Source organism: Methylobacillus glycogenes JCM 2850 (assembly GCF_000617925.1).
In the GTDB taxonomy this organism is placed as follows: Bacteria; Pseudomonadota; Gammaproteobacteria; order Burkholderiales; family Methylophilaceae; genus Methylobacillus; species Methylobacillus glycogenes.
Genome location: NZ_BAMT01000005.1, coordinates 1 through 14,347, shown reverse-complemented (window position 1 = coordinate 14,347; position 14,347 = coordinate 1). Strand labels below are relative to the sequence as shown.

Here is a 14,347-nt window from a genome sequence, read left to right as displayed (position 1 = left end):
AAAGCCTAGGCAGCGGATGAGGTCCATTGTTCAATTCATAGGCAGTATGGGTAAGTGCAGTCAGGCAAGTGCAGTCAGGCAATTTCAAACCGTAAACTCCTCTTACTCCACTTTCAGGCTTGAGCTTACTCGGCTTTGAGTTTCCTCTGGTTAGCATGGGCGGCAATCTTCTAATAAGCCCTTACATCAACATTGTTTTAGCTTCATTACCCAGAGGTGAGACATGTTTGCCGATTCAATTGCCATCATTGCCTTGAGTCTGATCATAGGACTACCTCCGCTGATTTTCCTGCTGATAGGGGTGAGGCATGGCTATTTTGACCATGTTGATGAAGCTTCCCGCTCCATCTTTGAAGAAAATGAATTGCGCTATCACCGTCCCTGGGAAAGTCAATCTCAGATGCAATCCCGCCTGGATCATCATGGTCCCTTGCTGAGTAATCCCACTACAGAGTGGGAGCGTTGGTTATGAGCAGTCCACTGCCATCCGCCACCAACAAGCAAGGGCAAAGCGAAACCCAGCAGGCCAGCACGCTGCACCATAGCGAGGTTAGAATCCGGCCAGAAGAAGTACGGGCCTATGACGACTCCAGCCGTAAACCAGTGTTATTGGCTTTTTTCCTTGCCTTGGTTTGGCTACTGGTGGGCACGGTGTTGGGAGATCTCAGTAGCTTCAAGTTCGACAGACCAGACTTACTCACAGAACAGGCTTACCTCACGTTTGGTCGTTTGAGACCAGCGCACCTCAACGTCATGGTCTATGGTTGGGCCTCTACTGCCATGTTTGCGGTATCGCTGTGGCTGATGCCACGCCTGTGTCGCACCACCTTGCGTTGGCAATTTGCGGCAGTGAGCGGCATTCTGGTATGGACGCTAGGCCTAGGCATAGGCTTGGTTTTACTGCTGGCAGGGGTCAGTGATGGTCTGGAATGGCTGGAGCTTGATAGATACTGGGCAGACCCGCTGCTGGTGTTGGGCGCCTCTTTGGTTGGGGCTTCCATCTGGAAAACACTAGGCGCACGTCAGGTGCAACATCTTTATGTTTCCGTCTGGTACATCGCCGCCTCCTACCCTTGGTTTGCGATTATTTTTATCGCAGGCAACCTGCCCATTTTCAAAGGGGTTGAATCAGCCGCCGTCAACTGGTTCTACGCCCACAATGCACTCGGCCTCTGGCTAACCACTGTGAATCTCGGACTGATTTACTACCTGCTACCTAAGATCATTGGGCGGCCAATTTATTCCTATTGGCTGTCCCTAGTAGGCTTCTGGGGGCTGGCCTTGTTCTATGCGCTCAATGGCATGCATCATCTGATAGGCGGCCCGCTACCTTCATGGATGATTGCAACCTCGATTACTGCCAGCATCATGATGATCATTCCGGTGGTTGCTGTCGGTATCAATCAACATATGACCGTGGTTGGCCGTTTTGGCGCAATGCGCTACTCCCCCGCGCTTACGCTGGCAGTGATTGCCGCCATGTCTTATACCGCGGTATCGCTGCAGGGCATACTCACCGCGCTCGCCAGTGTTAACCGCATTACTCATTTCACGCATTGGACCATCGCCCATTCGCATTTGGGGTTGTACATGTTTGTCACGCTTTCGCTATTTGGCGGCATGTATTACATCCTGCCTCGCGTGCTCGGGCGGGAATGGCCAAGCCCCAGGTTGATACGCGCGCATATTCTGCTGGCAGGTGGCGGCATGGTGCTGTATGTGCTTGCGCTTGGCATAGGGGGTGTACTACAGGGCTTGAGCTTGATGAATCCGGGAGAGGCGTTTGAAATCTCCGTGGCCCAGACCAAGCCCTGGCTGCTATTACGCAGCGTGTCTGCCGTGATCATTTCAGCAGGACATCTGATATTTGTTTATCACTGCTGGCGCCTGGCTTACTCCAGCCGTCAGGGCCATGCACAGCACCCACCATTCTTTGAACTCAAGCCAGTGCTGGTCAAGAAAGGCAGCGCATCATGACACGCTTGCTGGTGCTGATTATGGGTGCGCTCGCGACGGTGATGTTTGCCTTGATTGTGCTGGTGATTATGCCCAGAACCATGTTGGCGGATATCAAGGCACCCGAGCAGCTCAAACCGCTGAGCGCACTAGAAGCCAGGGGCAGGCAAATCTACATCAGCAATGGCTGCATCTACTGCCACACCCAGCAAGTGCGTGACAGCAATTTCACGGCTGATGTCAGCAAAGGCCTAGGCAATCGTCCTTCCGTACCTGCAGATTACGTCAACGATGCTCCCCACTTGCTGGGTACCATGCGTACCGGCCCTGACTTGTTCAATGTTGGCAGCCGCTTGCCGGATCAAAACTGGCAACTTGTGCACCTCTACCAGCCACGTGCGCTGGTACCCTGGTCCATCATGCCTGCCTTTCCTTTTCTGTTTGAGCACAAAGCCAAGGCGGGGCCAAACGAGAAAACCCTTAATCTGCCACCCGCTTATGCCCCCCGCGAGGGTGTAGTGGTGGTGAGCAAGGATGCCGAGGCTATCGTGGCGTATTTGTTAAGCCTTAAACATGCCTATCCTGCCCCTGGCAACGATCTGACCAAGGAAATTGCAAATGACTGATCATGCTAAAGCTCAAGCCCAGCACCTAGAAGCCGAGAAAAATGAAGCCTCCACTCTGGCGCTACACGAACAAGCCATGCAGGAAACCACAGAGCCTTTTGAAGAAATGGTACATGGGCCGCTCTGGTTTTATCTGCTGGTGGTGGCGTCCCTGGTGATTGGCGCTTTCTATCTGGGACGGCATATGGGTAGCCTGGACACAGCGGCACATATTGGCTTTCTAAACGCGGGAGGCAAGACAGGGCAAGTAGCCGATGCAGGTGCGCCAGGAGCAGCACCCGCCGCCCCGCACGTTGATGGCGCAGCTATCTACACCAGCCGCTGCGTCAGTTGCCACCAGGCCAATGGCATGGGTATTCCAGGCGCTTTCCCGCCGCTGGTCGGGTCGGAATATGTGCTGGGCAAGCCTGAAGTGCTGGTGCGTATCCTGCTGCATGGCCTGCAGGGTGAAATCAAGGTGGCAGGCAACACTTTCAATGGTGTCATGCCGCCTTGGGCTGAGCAGTTGAGTGATGAGGAAATCGCTGGCGTTGCCAGCCATGTGCGCAGTGGTATGGGAGATAACAAGGCAGACAAGGTAGATGCTGCCCTGGTCAAGAAAATCCGTGAAGAAACCAAAGACCGAACCACGCCATTTACCGCGCAGGATCTTGAGGCGGCAAGCTGATCATGAGAGCCCCAAGAAAAACCCAGCCCTCATTTACCGTATCGGCATTTTTTACCGTGCCCAATCAGGTCGACCATGCCCTGTCTGCCTGCTTGCGCCTGGGTATACCACGAGATCTGATTGATCTTGCCATTTCCGAGCCAGCTGCCGCCAAGTACCCGCAACTCAAGCCAGGTAAAAACCGCGATGCCTGGTTTGCCTGGACCGGCAAGGGCGCACTGGCTGGCTTGTTGCTCAGCTCAGTGGCAACGCTGGCCATTGTGTTGTTGCAGGGTTTTGAGGTTTCCAGCCAGGCTGCGCTGGTTCAGCTACTGGGTCCGGACATCGGCATTGTGCTTGGTGCCGTGATAGGCGCAGTGTATGGGGCACTGAAGGAAAGTAAAACCAACCAGCTCATGCTGCGCAGCCTGGAAAGAGAGGATGCCATGCTTTTGCTGGTGTATATGCAACCGCAGGAAGAAGCAGAGAAAGTGAGTCAGGTGTTAACCAGCCACGGAGGCGAGGCCGTGCAGGTGGAAGCCACTGTCATTGCTTGAGTCAAAGACTAGGTCTTATCCGGAAGCAAAGATTAGCGCTTATCCGGGAGATAACTGGGTCAGCAGGCTGGTAAACAGCAATAGCAACAGGGCAAGAAAATATTCTGCACTCAAGCCGTTATCAAATTGCTTGCCAGAAAATGGCCTGTGCCTGAGCAGTTTTCTTAAATGCCAGGCGCACAACATCACCCCCAGCACGGCACTTAGTTTAAACAACAGCATCATGGCGTAGGTGAAGGCAAAACCTACGTTTTCTTCCCAGCCCAAGCCTAATCTCGCTAGACCGCTGAGCAAGATAGTGATGAACAGCGGCAAGGCCAGCATTGAAAAGCGCTTGAGATCATCCAAGCCTATAGGCGCGCGCTCTGGCGAGTGAGCAGCAGTTCTGGCAGAGATAGGGTGCGTGATTTCTGCGTCTGGGCTGCTCAACCTGCTGAGCAACATCAAACTCAAACTGCCCAGCCACAAGAGCGCCAGCCCCATGTGCAGCACATCCAGCCAAAACACTAGATGCAAAGCGCCAGCCTCACCCGCATGGGCACTCAAGCCCAGGGCCAGTAGCATGGCAATGGCAGATAGCAAACTAAGCCAAGGTATTCGTCTGAGCAGCCATAAAGACAGGCACAAGCCCAGCCAATACATAAGCCAGGCACGCGTAAATTGCGTGGATAACATGTCGAGCATACTGCTATCAGAAGCCTGGCCGCCGTTTGCCGTCGACACTGATAGCCAGATGCTATTCAATGCCAACAACATGCCTGTGGTGCCTAAAAACCACACCAGCCAGCCCCATGCCGGGCCTTGCTGCAATCGCTGCCGCCAGTAGAGCTGGCCCAAAATCAGCGCCAGGGCCAGATAAGCCATGGCTCTGGCCAGCCCGCCATCGAAAAGATGTGGATGTTCAAGCACGTTCAGCATGCGCTAGGGTTGGAGTTGGTATTGCAACTGCCCACTCTGGCTATGTCCGTCTCGGGAAATAACGCGCCAGCGTATACGCATTGTTGCCGGGGTATGGCTATTCGCAGCCTTGTCTTTAGCTGCATAGGGCCTCACCCCTTCCAGCCATATCTGCAGTGTTTTTTCACTGGCCTCGGTTTTGAGCTTCAGCCACTGCTGCCCTTGCTGTAGCTCAGCCTGATGAAACTTGTTTTCTATAGGCTTGTTGAAGTTGAGCACAATAACCGGGGGAACCTGCGCCAGCGTACTGCCATTGGCAGGTTGCGCCTGGGTCAGCTTGCTATGCCCCCAGCTCAAACTAGAAAACCCCAGTAACAACAAGCAACCCAAAGTGTTTATTAGCTTCATGCCCCTGGCCTTTGCGTGAGGTGCGAGGTGCTCAGTTTACACGGCTTGGCACTAGCTGCCCCTAGGGCTCAGGCCTACAGATGCCCAATTGATGCGCTGCTGGCTGTGGGGGATTTCCTGCTTGCAGCCCTGGCTTTAATTCCTACAGCGAATTCAGAAATAAGCGTATGGAATCACTAGGCTCGCATTACTCAATATAAACACTTCAAGTGCTTACTGGATCAGTGACTATGCCACGCTCACTCTGGAAAGGTGCCATCAGCTTTGGCCTCGTCCATATCCCGGTTGAATTGCATACTGCCAGCGCGCCCTCTGCCCTGGATCTGGATTTACTCGACAAGCGGGATTTTGCCCCCGTGGGTTACAAGCGCTATAACAAAGTAACAGGCAAGGAAGTCAACCAGCAGGATATTGTGAAGGGCTACGCCTACGAAAAAGAACGCTACGTGGTGCTGAGCGATGCAGACATCCGCCAGGCCAATGTCGAAAGCACGCAAACCATCGATATCCTGGCTTTTGTTGAACTCACTGACATTCCCATCAAGTATTTCGATCAGCCTTACTACCTGATTCCCAGCAAGGGAGGCGAGCGCGTGTTTGCCCTGCTGCGCCAAACCCTGGAGAAATCCGGCAAGGCCGGGATAGGTCAGATCGTGATACGCACCAAGCAACACCTCGCTGCGCTGCTTCCCGAGGGCGATGGAATTCTGCTCAACCTCTTGCGGTATCAGGAGGAAATCCGTGCATTGCCTGCCGTGCCCCAGCCGCGCACGGGCAAGGCAGGCCAGGTAACGGAGAAAGAAGTCCAGATGGCGCTTTCACTGGTGGAGGATATGAGCGAGAGCTGGGACCCAAGTCAATACACCGACAGTTTCAAGGCAGACTTGATGGCCCTGGTACGCAAGAAGATCAAAGCCAAGCAGACCCACGAAATAAGCGAACCTGAAGCAGAACAGGCACCGACAAAAACCAACAATGTGGTGGACCTGATGCAATTGCTCAAGGCCAGCATAGGCGACAAGCGCCGCCAGGCAAGCTCGGGCAAAAGTAACCGCAAGCGTACGGCCTGAAAGCAAATAATCGTGGAAAGGACATCATATGGGCCTGCAGCGATATTGGGATAAACGCGATTTCAAGCTCACGCGCGAACCGCGCGGCAAGGTGGCGAAACCTGTAGCACATGCTGGTGAAGCCAATACCCTCGCTTTTTATATCCAGCGCCATGATGCGAGGCGCTTGCATTATGACTTCAGGCTGGAGCTGGACGGCACTTTGAAAAGCTGGGCCGTGCCCAAGGGGCCTAGCCTGGACCCTGCAGACAAGCGCCTCGCGGTTGAGGTTGAAGATCACCCTCTGGAGTATGGGCAGTTCGAGGGTGACATTCCCCAGGGCCAATACGGCGCAGGCCATGTCATGCTTTGGGATGAGGGTACTTGGGAAGCCATAGGTGACCCCATGCAAGGCTACCGCCAGGGCGCACTCAAGTTTTATCTGCATGGCCAGAAACTGCACGGCAAATGGGCACTGGTGCGTATGAAAACCAGGGACGAGGACAAACAACCCAACTGGCTGCTGATCAAGGAGCAGGATGAGCAAGCCCTCAAAGGCCAGGCAGCACAGATTACAGAGACTGCACCTGAGTCGGTCAAGGCGGCCAGCAAGCAAACAGCTCGGCCCGGGATAGCAAAAAATCAGGGTGCAAAAGCTACTGCAACACTTGGTGCAACACGAGGTGCAAAACCTAAAGCGCCAAAGGCAGCCGGGCTGAGCGATCAGGATATTGATGTGGCAAGCCTGGCCCCACGCTCTAGCAACATGCCCACACGCCTAGAGCCGCAACTCGCCACCCTGGTCACGCAGGCGCCTGAGGGGGATGAGTGGCTTTCTGAGATTAAATACGATGGCTACCGTGCCCTGACCCGCCTTGAGCATGGCAAGGTCACCATGCTGAGTCGCAATGGCCTGGACTGGTCTGCCAAATGGCCTGCACTGGTCTCTGCGCTCAAGCATTTGCCAGTGAAACAAGCCTGGCTGGATGGCGAAGTGGTGGCGTTTGATGAAGATGGCAATATCAGTTTTCAGGCACTGCAAAATGCCATGCGCTTGGGCAATGACGTGCAGCTGGGCTATTTCATCTTCGATCTCTTATATCTAGATGGACATGATCTTCAGCCAGTGGCGCTGCAACAACGCAAGGCATTGTTACAGGTTCTGCTCTCCAGCCTGTCACAGACGGATGGACAGTCTGGCCCCTTATTCTTCAGTGATCACCTGCAAGGACATGCGCCAGAAGTGTTCAAGCATGCCTGCATGCATGGCATGGAAGGCATTGTGGTCAAGCACGCTCACAGCCCTTATCTGCAGAAACGCAGCCAGGACTGGCTCAAGGTCAAATGCGGCAAGCGCCAGGAGTTTGTGATTGGGGGTTATACCGAGCCCAGCGGCAGCCGCGAGGCTTTTGGTGCGCTGTTATTGGGCACCTACAATGAGGCTGGTCAATTGCAGTACGCAGGACGTGTGGGCACAGGCTTTAATCAGGATAGCCTGAAACAGATTGCCGCTTACTTTGAGCAACTGGAAACCAAAAAACCCGCATTTAGCGAGCCGCCCACAGGGGTAGAAGCCAAGGGAGTGCACTGGCTGAAACCCACGCTGACGGCCGAGGTAAAGTTTGCCAACTGGACCACCTCAGGCATGGTGCGGCACGCCAGTTTTGTTGGGCTACGTAACGACAAACCCCCGCGCAGCATTAGCAGGGAAACTCCGCTGGATACCGATCAACTTTCCCTCAACACTGCAGGCAGTGCTGTTGCAGCAAGCAGCAGGCCCAGCCAGGTAGCAGGCATCAAACTAAGCCACCCAGAGAAAATACTCTTCCCTGCTGGCGCTTACACCAAACTTGATCTGGCCCGCCATTACGAAGCCCTTGCGGATCATATTCTGCCTTATCTGATGAATCGCCCGCTTTCCATCGTGCGTTGCCCAGAAGGCTACCACCATCATTGTTTCTTCCAGAAACATGTCACGCATGCCAAGCTGGAGCATATCAAAGTAGTTCAGCTCATAAGCGGCATGGAAGCTGGAAAAAACCCCGAATATTTCGTGGCCAACAATGTGCAGGCCATCATTGAACTGGTACAGCTGGGGGTGCTGGAGTTGCATGGATGGGGTGCGCGCTATCCCAAAACAGCTTTGGCTGATCGCATGATTTTCGACCTGGACCCCGCGCCTGAAGTCCCCTGGGATGAGGTCACTGAAACAGCCTTGCTATTACGCGGCTTGTTTGATGAACTGGATTTGCAGAGTTTTGTTAAAACCACGGGTGGCAAGGGCTTGCATGTGGAGGTGCCCATACGGCCCGAGCATGAATGGCCCGTCATCAAAAGTTTCAGTCAGGGCATTGCACGTCATCTGGAGAATATAGCCCCTGAACGCTTCACTGCGAATATGTCAAAACAGCGGCGGAAAGGTCGTATCTTTATCGACTATTTGCGCAATGGCGAAGGGGCGACAGCGGTGCTGCCTTATTCCACGCGTGCGAAGCCTGGCGCCCCAGTGGCGACCCCACTGGCATGGGATGAGGTGGGTAGCCAAATCCAGGCAGACAGTTTCAACATTGCCAATATCCAGAACCGCATGCGCAACCTGAAAATTGACCCTTGGCAAGAATATCTCTCCTCCAAGCAACGTCTCAGCAAACATGCTCTTAAATTATTCTAGTTTTCATAGCGGGCTAATCGGAGATGAGTTAAGGCATTGCTCCTAAATTGCAGCTGCATATCATTTCCATTTAATCTTTTTATATCAAGACCATGGCAGCATTGTCCGACAATGAAATCAGCAGATAATGACTATTGAATTGCTGTGCGGAGAAGCATGATGCATCACCTACCAACGGAGACTCATCATGAAAACCTCGAACGCCCCAGCTAGCACAACGCCCACCAAGCATGATGCGATTGTTGTACTTAAGAATGATCATGCCGAAGTAAAAAAACTATTCAAAGAATATGAGCGCCTGGCTAATAAAGAAGACATTGCAGGTAAGACAGCCGTAGCAAACCGCATCTGTGCAGAGCTAACGGTGCACACCAAGATAGAAGAAGAAATTTTCTACCCTGCTGCCCGAGAAGCCATTGAAGATGATGATTTGCTGAATGAGGCAGACGTTGAGCATGCAAGCGCCAAAGACCTGATCACCCAAATTCAATCAGGCGACCCTTCTGACCCTATGTACGATGCCAAGGTGAAGGTGCTTAGCGAATACATTGAGCACCATGTGGAAGAAGAAGAGACCGAAATGTTTCCCAAGGTGCGAGAAGCCAAAAAGCTGGATTTAAAAGCGATGGGCCAAGAGCTTACTGATAAAAAAGGTGCCATGCTGCAAGCGCTAACCAGCAAGGGTGGCGAAATTGACCCCGCTAAACTTGCAAGCCTGCTTGATAGTGACACACAGCATTAAGCTCAACCCCAAGTATTAAACAAGCCCGCACACGCGGGCTTGTTTATTTCAGGTTTATCTATGCTTTTAACCATCAAGCCTAAGCGTTAAGCACTATGTCTGCCCCAGCAATCATTTTGTAAGAATGGGCCATGAGACAGCTGGAATTCCGTTAATCAAGGGCTTAGCAAACAAAAATCCCTGGAACAGCTCTACCCCAGCAGCCTGTAACCACAACCATTCTTCAGGCGTTTCAATCCCTTCGGCGATGGTCGTAATGCCTAAAGATTTGCAGCACTCGACTATGGCTTTAACAATCGCTTGTTTAGGCCCATCCTGATGGATATCCGTCACCAGCAAGCGGTCAATTTTTAATTTTTCAGGCTGGAATTTTGCAAGTAAAGACAGGCCAGCAAAACCTGCTCCAAAATCATCAATGGCCACGCTAATGCCTACTGAGCGCAATTTCTTCAGCGCCAATTCAAAATGATCAAAGTGTGAAATGGCTTCTTCCTCGGTCACCTCTACAATCACCTGTTGCGGCGTAAGACCAAACTTTTCAATATTGGCCAGAAGTTGATCAACTGCGTTGGGGATACTGACCAGTGACATTGGCAACAGGTTGATGGATAGCTTGCAGTCGCCGATATTCAGCCTGGATGCCAATTCCAATGCATTGCGTTTTGATTCCAGATCAAACAGGTGATGTTCTGCCGCAGGCAGGTTTTCAAAACACGTATAAGGCGGCCCACCTGTAGCACTGCGTATCAATGCCTCAACAGATGAGATGGTGTAGCGGAGTGGGTCAACAATGGGTTGCAGCGCGAATTGGCAAGGCAGTATCGAGTTGATAGGCTCGGCCAAGGTTTCAAAGCCCGAAGCGCGTGTTTCAAACTGCCAGTTTTGAGTAACAAAGTCTGTGGTGTGATCTTTCCAGCGGCCAGAGGCAAAGGCCTTAATGAGCTTTAATGCACGGTCATGGCTAGGAAGTGGCGTGGTAAGACCCGCAGAGATAGGCTCGACAATACTGCTGCTGTGATCTCGCGCATCGATCAGCTGCATGGCCCAATTGCTGAACCGCGCTGAGGGGGCATAGTCTGAAAGCAAGGTCACCACATGATGATGCAGCGGATCAGAGCGGATATGCTCATAGGTGGCCTTGAGCGCTTTATCAGGGCCTTCAATATATTGAAAGAAGTGCTCACCATCAAAAAGTAGAATGCCAGAGACTCCATTTTCCTGGTTACGCTTTGCTGCCTTATCGACCAAGTTTGAAAGCTCGTCTTGGGCTAAAGGCCTACTCAAGCGACTTCTATAAACAAGTATGGAAAGCATGCATCATCCTATAGGGCGAGTTGTGACATTTGATATCGGCATGTAGGCACAAAGCTTAAATCATCCAACATCAGCCTAAAATGCGCTTTGACACACAAAATCGAGAAAAATGTCGTTTGCAACTCAATTTGAGATTCCAAGCTCGAGCTTTAGAGCTAGGCGGCGCAATCGCCAAATCTAAATTGAATTGCGGCTTCCATTTCCGACAGGAAATCTTAAATCAGGCCTGCCGTTTCAACTGGTAACCCATTGCCCCCATAGAGAGATGAAATCATCCCTTGTCGCCGATGGCTGAATTTCATTTGCCAGATCTGCCAGCATAGAGACGCCCTAATCAATTGGTATAAAACACCTCTACGTTGTGCAGCCTGATTTCAGTTGGCAAGAGCCCAAGGCGCTTAAATAGGTCTCAGCGTCGCGTAAACAGGTAGAAGATAAATCCAAACGACACAATCAGCATTAGCAAAATCGCAACATCCCAAAACTCACTATTCGCCTCAACCATAATCAGCCCCATGTATTTTGTCGAACTCTATTGTCTTTTGTCGACAATCTTTTGACAGTGGCGTGTTTGCTGGGGTAAAAGATTTTTTAGCCCAGCAAGAATTACAAGACTGGCCGAAATGGTGCCCCTACAGGAATTTTGGGTTTGATGCTTTAAAGGGAGATAAATGAAAGCAACACTGATCAAGAAATGCATACCTATGTTGGTATGCGCGTGTTTTCCTGTTTTGTCGCAGGCCGCTAATGTATCCACAGTGGCTCATGGAGAATGGTATGACGGTGCCAACTGGTTTGGAATGAATCCGCCTAACTCCACTGACGACGCAACACTCAATAACGACATGATTTCAGCGGCATCAATTACAGTAGGATCCATCAATGGTCCGGGTAGCGTGATTACCGGGGGCAATTTGATCCTCTTGGGGGTTGTTGACTCGGTTTTGACCCAAGTATCCGTTGGCGGGCTCTTCAATTTCTATGGCGCCCCTGGAACCAACCTGACTATTATTAATGGCTCTGGAATCACAGGACCTGTTGAAATCATCGATGGTAATTTGATATTTGGCCAGACAAATTCTCTGGTGAATGCAAGCAATGTCACGATTCATTCTGGCGTTACAATGAATTTGAATGGATTTAATCAGGAAATCCGTAATATCAATGCCTTGGGCACTGTAAACCTTGGGGCGTCGCGCCTGGAGGTTATTGGCAACTCTTCGTTTACAGGCGAAATAATTGGCAGTGGTCAGCTAATACTGAATAACGCTCAACGGACGACTATATCCGGGGATAACACTGGATACTCCGGCCTTACGTCAGTAAGAGGGGCGGAACTAGTGATTGGCCACGACAATGCACTTGGCTCCGGGATTTTGGAATTGGTAACCGCTACAATTTCCAATAGTGGCAATAGGACAATCAGCAACAGTATTGAATCCTATGGAAGCTTGAACACTTTTAGCCCGGCTGCAAACACGCGCCTTGAGATAAGTGGCGGCATCAGTGGCTTCACACCTTTAGTAAAAACTGGATTGGGAGAGTTGGTTCTTTCAGGTAGCAACTCCTTCACCAGCCCCATGGAAGTTAATCAGGGCAAGCTGTCGATTGCATCCTCTGGCTTTGTCGCATCTGAGGTAAGGGTGAATAATGGGGCCACTTTGGGCGGCACAGGTGTTGTAGGGGGTGCAACTATCAATGCTGGCGGTACATTGGCTCCTGGCAACTCAATTGGCAACCTGGCTATTATTGGTCCCTTAGATTTTAATACTGGGTCCCAATTCAACGTCGAGCTTGATGCCACGGGTGCCTCAGATCATGTCAATGTGGCTGGCTCTGTCACTATTAACACTGGCAGCACGCTGAACATTGATGGCGCTGCTGGCACATACGGCCCCAGCACCACATATTCATTAATCACTGCTTCAGGTGGCATCATCGGAAACTTTGACACCATCAATTCCAACCTGGCTTTCCTGAATACCCAACTCACCAATACTGGTAACCAGATACAGCTGACCCTAAGCAGCAACGGTGTCGATTTTGTCGATGTCGCCCGCACTTACAACCAGCGGAACGCGGCTTTGGCTCTCATGAGTGTTGGTGCTGGCACCCTGGCAACAGCAGTCACCAGCCTGGATGGCGATACAGCACGCTCGGCCTTTGGTCAGCTTTCTGGTGAAGTGCATGCCTCTGCCCAGGGCGCGCTGGTGGATGACACGGATTTTGTACGTTCTGCTGTGACCCAGCGCTTGTATCAACCGGATGGCAATGCAGTATGGTTCAAGGGCAGCTCTATCCATGGCTATACCGATCGCAATAGCAACACGGATTCCACTTCCCGCCATATGAATGGTGGGCTGGTGGGGTCGGATCGCACCATTGGCGATGGCAATTGGACAATCGGTGTATTCGGGGGGTATGGGGACACCAATTTCAACACCCAGCGCAGCCGCGCGGATATCAAAACTGTCCACCTGGGCGCCTATGCTGGTCGTGCCTATGACAAGCTGCAGTTAAAACTGGGCGCCGGGTATGCCTACCATCGTTTGGACACCAGTCGTAATCTGGGCTTTGGCACTTTCACTGGCCGGGACAAGGCTGACTATGACACACACAGCCTGCAAGCCTTTGCTGATGTGGGTTACCGCATCAAGAGTGGAGATGGCAGCATTGAGCCCTTCCTGAATGTAGCCCAGGTGCACCTGGCGCGCGAGGGTTTCAATGAGCGTGGCGATGATGCAGCACTTCGCGTCAGCCGTGAGCAGTCCAATGTCACCCTGGGTACTATCGGTGTTCGCTTGGATCAACCATTGACCACCAGCACCACCTTGCCATTGAGACTGCAGGGCTCTATTGGTTACAGGCACGCTGAAGGTGACGTGACACCCAGGAGTGAAGCCAGGCTCGCTGGTGGGAATAGCTTTGATGTCCGTGGCAATCCGATTGCACGCCAGGCAGCGGTATATGACATCGGGGTTTATAGCCAGCTCTCCCCCACCCTCAGTGCTGGTATCAACTACCGTGGACAGAATGGTGACAACACTAGGATCCATGCGGCTAACTTCAACCTGACCTGGTTGTTCTAAAGCTTAGGTTTGTGGCACAAAAGGGGCACTGCGGTGCCCCTTTAATTAATTGCTGGGTCAGATTTCTTTAAGCAAGTAGCGATTAAACTTAACTTCTGGCTTCCATTACCCACTGCGCCATCAACAGTTTCTTATTACGCGAAAGACCCTTCAATCACCTGGCCCGGATCTCCCCATGTAGTATGTTTATGGCGAGTCAACGACGGGGAAATATCTGCCGTCGACAAAAAATGTCGTTTGCAACTCACCTTGAGACTCTCATCTTATTTAAATCAGGCAGTTAAAAATCATCTCGCAAAATCATTTACTTATATTTTGCAACTCAAAACGGTATTGAACAGGTTTTTTTCAATCAAATTTGAGATTTAACTAAATATATGTTTTTGTGAGAG

General features: G+C 51.8%; 12 protein-coding genes and 1 pseudogene. 9 read left to right on the top strand and 4 right to left on the bottom strand.

Annotation, left to right across the window (positions count from 1 at the left end):
* Positions 1–223: 223 nt before the first annotated feature.
* The 5 genes from JCM2850_RS08355 to JCM2850_RS08335 are packed head-to-tail and all read left to right on the top strand — an operon-like array spanning position 224 to position 3,785.
* Complete coding sequence (locus JCM2850_RS08355; RefSeq protein WP_025871126.1) at positions 224–472, top strand: hypothetical protein; 249 nt, start codon at positions 224–226, stop codon at positions 470–472.
* The gene (locus JCM2850_RS08350; RefSeq protein WP_025871125.1) at positions 469–1,977 is read left to right on the top strand and encodes a cbb3-type cytochrome c oxidase subunit I; all 1,509 of its coding nucleotides are present in this window, start codon (positions 469–471) and stop codon (positions 1,975–1,977) included. Before JCM2850_RS08355 ends, JCM2850_RS08350 begins: the two co-directional genes overlap by 4 nt.
* On the top strand, positions 1,974–2,582 hold the full coding sequence (locus JCM2850_RS08345) for a cbb3-type cytochrome c oxidase subunit II (protein ID WP_025871123.1): 609 nt from the start codon (positions 1,974–1,976) through the stop codon (positions 2,580–2,582). The genes JCM2850_RS08350 and JCM2850_RS08345 overlap by 4 nt, the downstream gene beginning before the upstream one ends.
* Positions 2,575–3,249, top strand: a complete 675-nt coding sequence (locus JCM2850_RS08340; RefSeq protein ID WP_025871121.1) for a c-type cytochrome — start codon at positions 2,575–2,577, stop codon at positions 3,247–3,249. The genes JCM2850_RS08345 and JCM2850_RS08340 overlap by 8 nt, the downstream gene beginning before the upstream one ends.
* Positions 3,250–3,251: 2 nt before the next feature.
* Positions 3,252–3,785: a hypothetical protein gene (locus tag JCM2850_RS08335; RefSeq protein ID WP_025871119.1), complete on the top strand. Its 534-nt coding sequence runs from the start codon at positions 3,252–3,254 to the stop codon at positions 3,783–3,785.
* 39 nt (positions 3,786–3,824) lie between these two features.
* Here the strand turns inward: JCM2850_RS08335 and JCM2850_RS08330 are convergent, their stop codons facing one another.
* Positions 3,825–4,703: a CopD family protein gene (locus tag JCM2850_RS08330; RefSeq protein WP_025871117.1), complete on the bottom strand. Its 879-nt coding sequence runs from the start codon at positions 4,701–4,703 to the stop codon at positions 3,825–3,827.
* Positions 4,704–4,706: 3 nt separating this feature from the next.
* Complete coding sequence (locus JCM2850_RS08325; protein WP_081775011.1) at positions 4,707–5,090, bottom strand: copper resistance CopC family protein; 384 nt, start codon at positions 5,088–5,090, stop codon at positions 4,707–4,709.
* A gap of 230 nt (positions 5,091–5,320) precedes the next feature.
* Between JCM2850_RS08325 and ku the strand changes: the two genes are divergently transcribed.
* The 3 genes from ku to JCM2850_RS08310 all read left to right on the top strand — a co-directional run bounded on the left by ku (position 5,321) and on the right by JCM2850_RS08310 (position 9,552).
* On the top strand, positions 5,321–6,160 hold the full coding sequence (gene ku / locus JCM2850_RS08320; protein ID WP_025871114.1) for a non-homologous end joining protein Ku: 840 nt from the start codon (positions 5,321–5,323) through the stop codon (positions 6,158–6,160).
* Positions 6,161–6,188: 28 nt separating this feature from the next.
* Entirely contained in the window at positions 6,189–8,810 is a 2,622-nt protein-coding gene (gene ligD / locus JCM2850_RS08315) for a DNA ligase D (RefSeq protein WP_025871112.1), read from the top strand.
* A gap of 187 nt (positions 8,811–8,997) precedes the next feature.
* A complete protein-coding gene (locus tag JCM2850_RS08310) occupies positions 8,998–9,552 on the top strand; it encodes a hemerythrin domain-containing protein (protein WP_025871109.1) in 555 nt (184 codons plus the stop codon).
* Positions 9,553–9,663: 111 nt separating this feature from the next.
* On the opposite strand, the gene JCM2850_RS22645 is transcribed toward JCM2850_RS08310, so the two are convergent.
* Entirely contained in the window at positions 9,664–10,395 is a 732-nt protein-coding gene (locus tag JCM2850_RS22645; protein ID WP_234406167.1) for an EAL domain-containing protein, read from the bottom strand.
* Between the two features lie 204 nt (positions 10,396–10,599).
* A pseudogene (locus JCM2850_RS23945) lies at positions 10,600–10,866 on the bottom strand (BLUF domain-containing protein); the annotation flags it as partial.
* Between the two features lie 671 nt (positions 10,867–11,537).
* Here JCM2850_RS23945 and JCM2850_RS20990 point away from each other — a divergent pair.
* The gene (locus JCM2850_RS20990) at positions 11,538–13,955 is read left to right on the top strand and encodes an autotransporter outer membrane beta-barrel domain-containing protein (RefSeq protein WP_081775010.1); all 2,418 of its coding nucleotides are present in this window, start codon (positions 11,538–11,540) and stop codon (positions 13,953–13,955) included.
* The last annotated feature ends 392 nt before the right edge of the window (positions 13,956–14,347 follow it).

What these genes read in the sequence shown, in the direction of transcription:
- ligD (WP_025871112.1), top strand. Translation starts at nt 6,189, where the DNA reads ATGGGCCTGCAGCGATATTGGGATAAACGCGATTTCAAGCTCACGCGC.
- JCM2850_RS08310 (WP_025871109.1), top strand. Translation starts at nt 8,998, where the DNA reads ATGAAAACCTCGAACGCCCCAGCTAGCACAACGCCCACCAAGCATGAT.
- JCM2850_RS08330 (WP_025871117.1), bottom strand. Translation starts at nt 4,703, where the DNA reads ATGCTGAACGTGCTTGAACATCCACATCTTTTCGATGGCGGGCTGGCC.
- JCM2850_RS08335 (WP_025871119.1), top strand. Translation starts at nt 3,252, where the DNA reads ATGAGAGCCCCAAGAAAAACCCAGCCCTCATTTACCGTATCGGCATTT.
- JCM2850_RS08350 (WP_025871125.1), top strand. Translation starts at nt 469, where the DNA reads ATGAGCAGTCCACTGCCATCCGCCACCAACAAGCAAGGGCAAAGCGAA.
- ku (WP_025871114.1), top strand. Translation starts at nt 5,321, where the DNA reads ATGCCACGCTCACTCTGGAAAGGTGCCATCAGCTTTGGCCTCGTCCAT.
- JCM2850_RS08325 (WP_081775011.1), bottom strand. Translation starts at nt 5,090, where the DNA reads ATGAAGCTAATAAACACTTTGGGTTGCTTGTTGTTACTGGGGTTTTCT.
- JCM2850_RS08345 (WP_025871123.1), top strand. Translation starts at nt 1,974, where the DNA reads ATGACACGCTTGCTGGTGCTGATTATGGGTGCGCTCGCGACGGTGATG.
- JCM2850_RS08355 (WP_025871126.1), top strand. Translation starts at nt 224, where the DNA reads ATGTTTGCCGATTCAATTGCCATCATTGCCTTGAGTCTGATCATAGGA.
- JCM2850_RS08340 (WP_025871121.1), top strand. Translation starts at nt 2,575, where the DNA reads ATGACTGATCATGCTAAAGCTCAAGCCCAGCACCTAGAAGCCGAGAAA.
- JCM2850_RS20990 (WP_081775010.1), top strand. Translation starts at nt 11,538, where the DNA reads ATGAAAGCAACACTGATCAAGAAATGCATACCTATGTTGGTATGCGCG.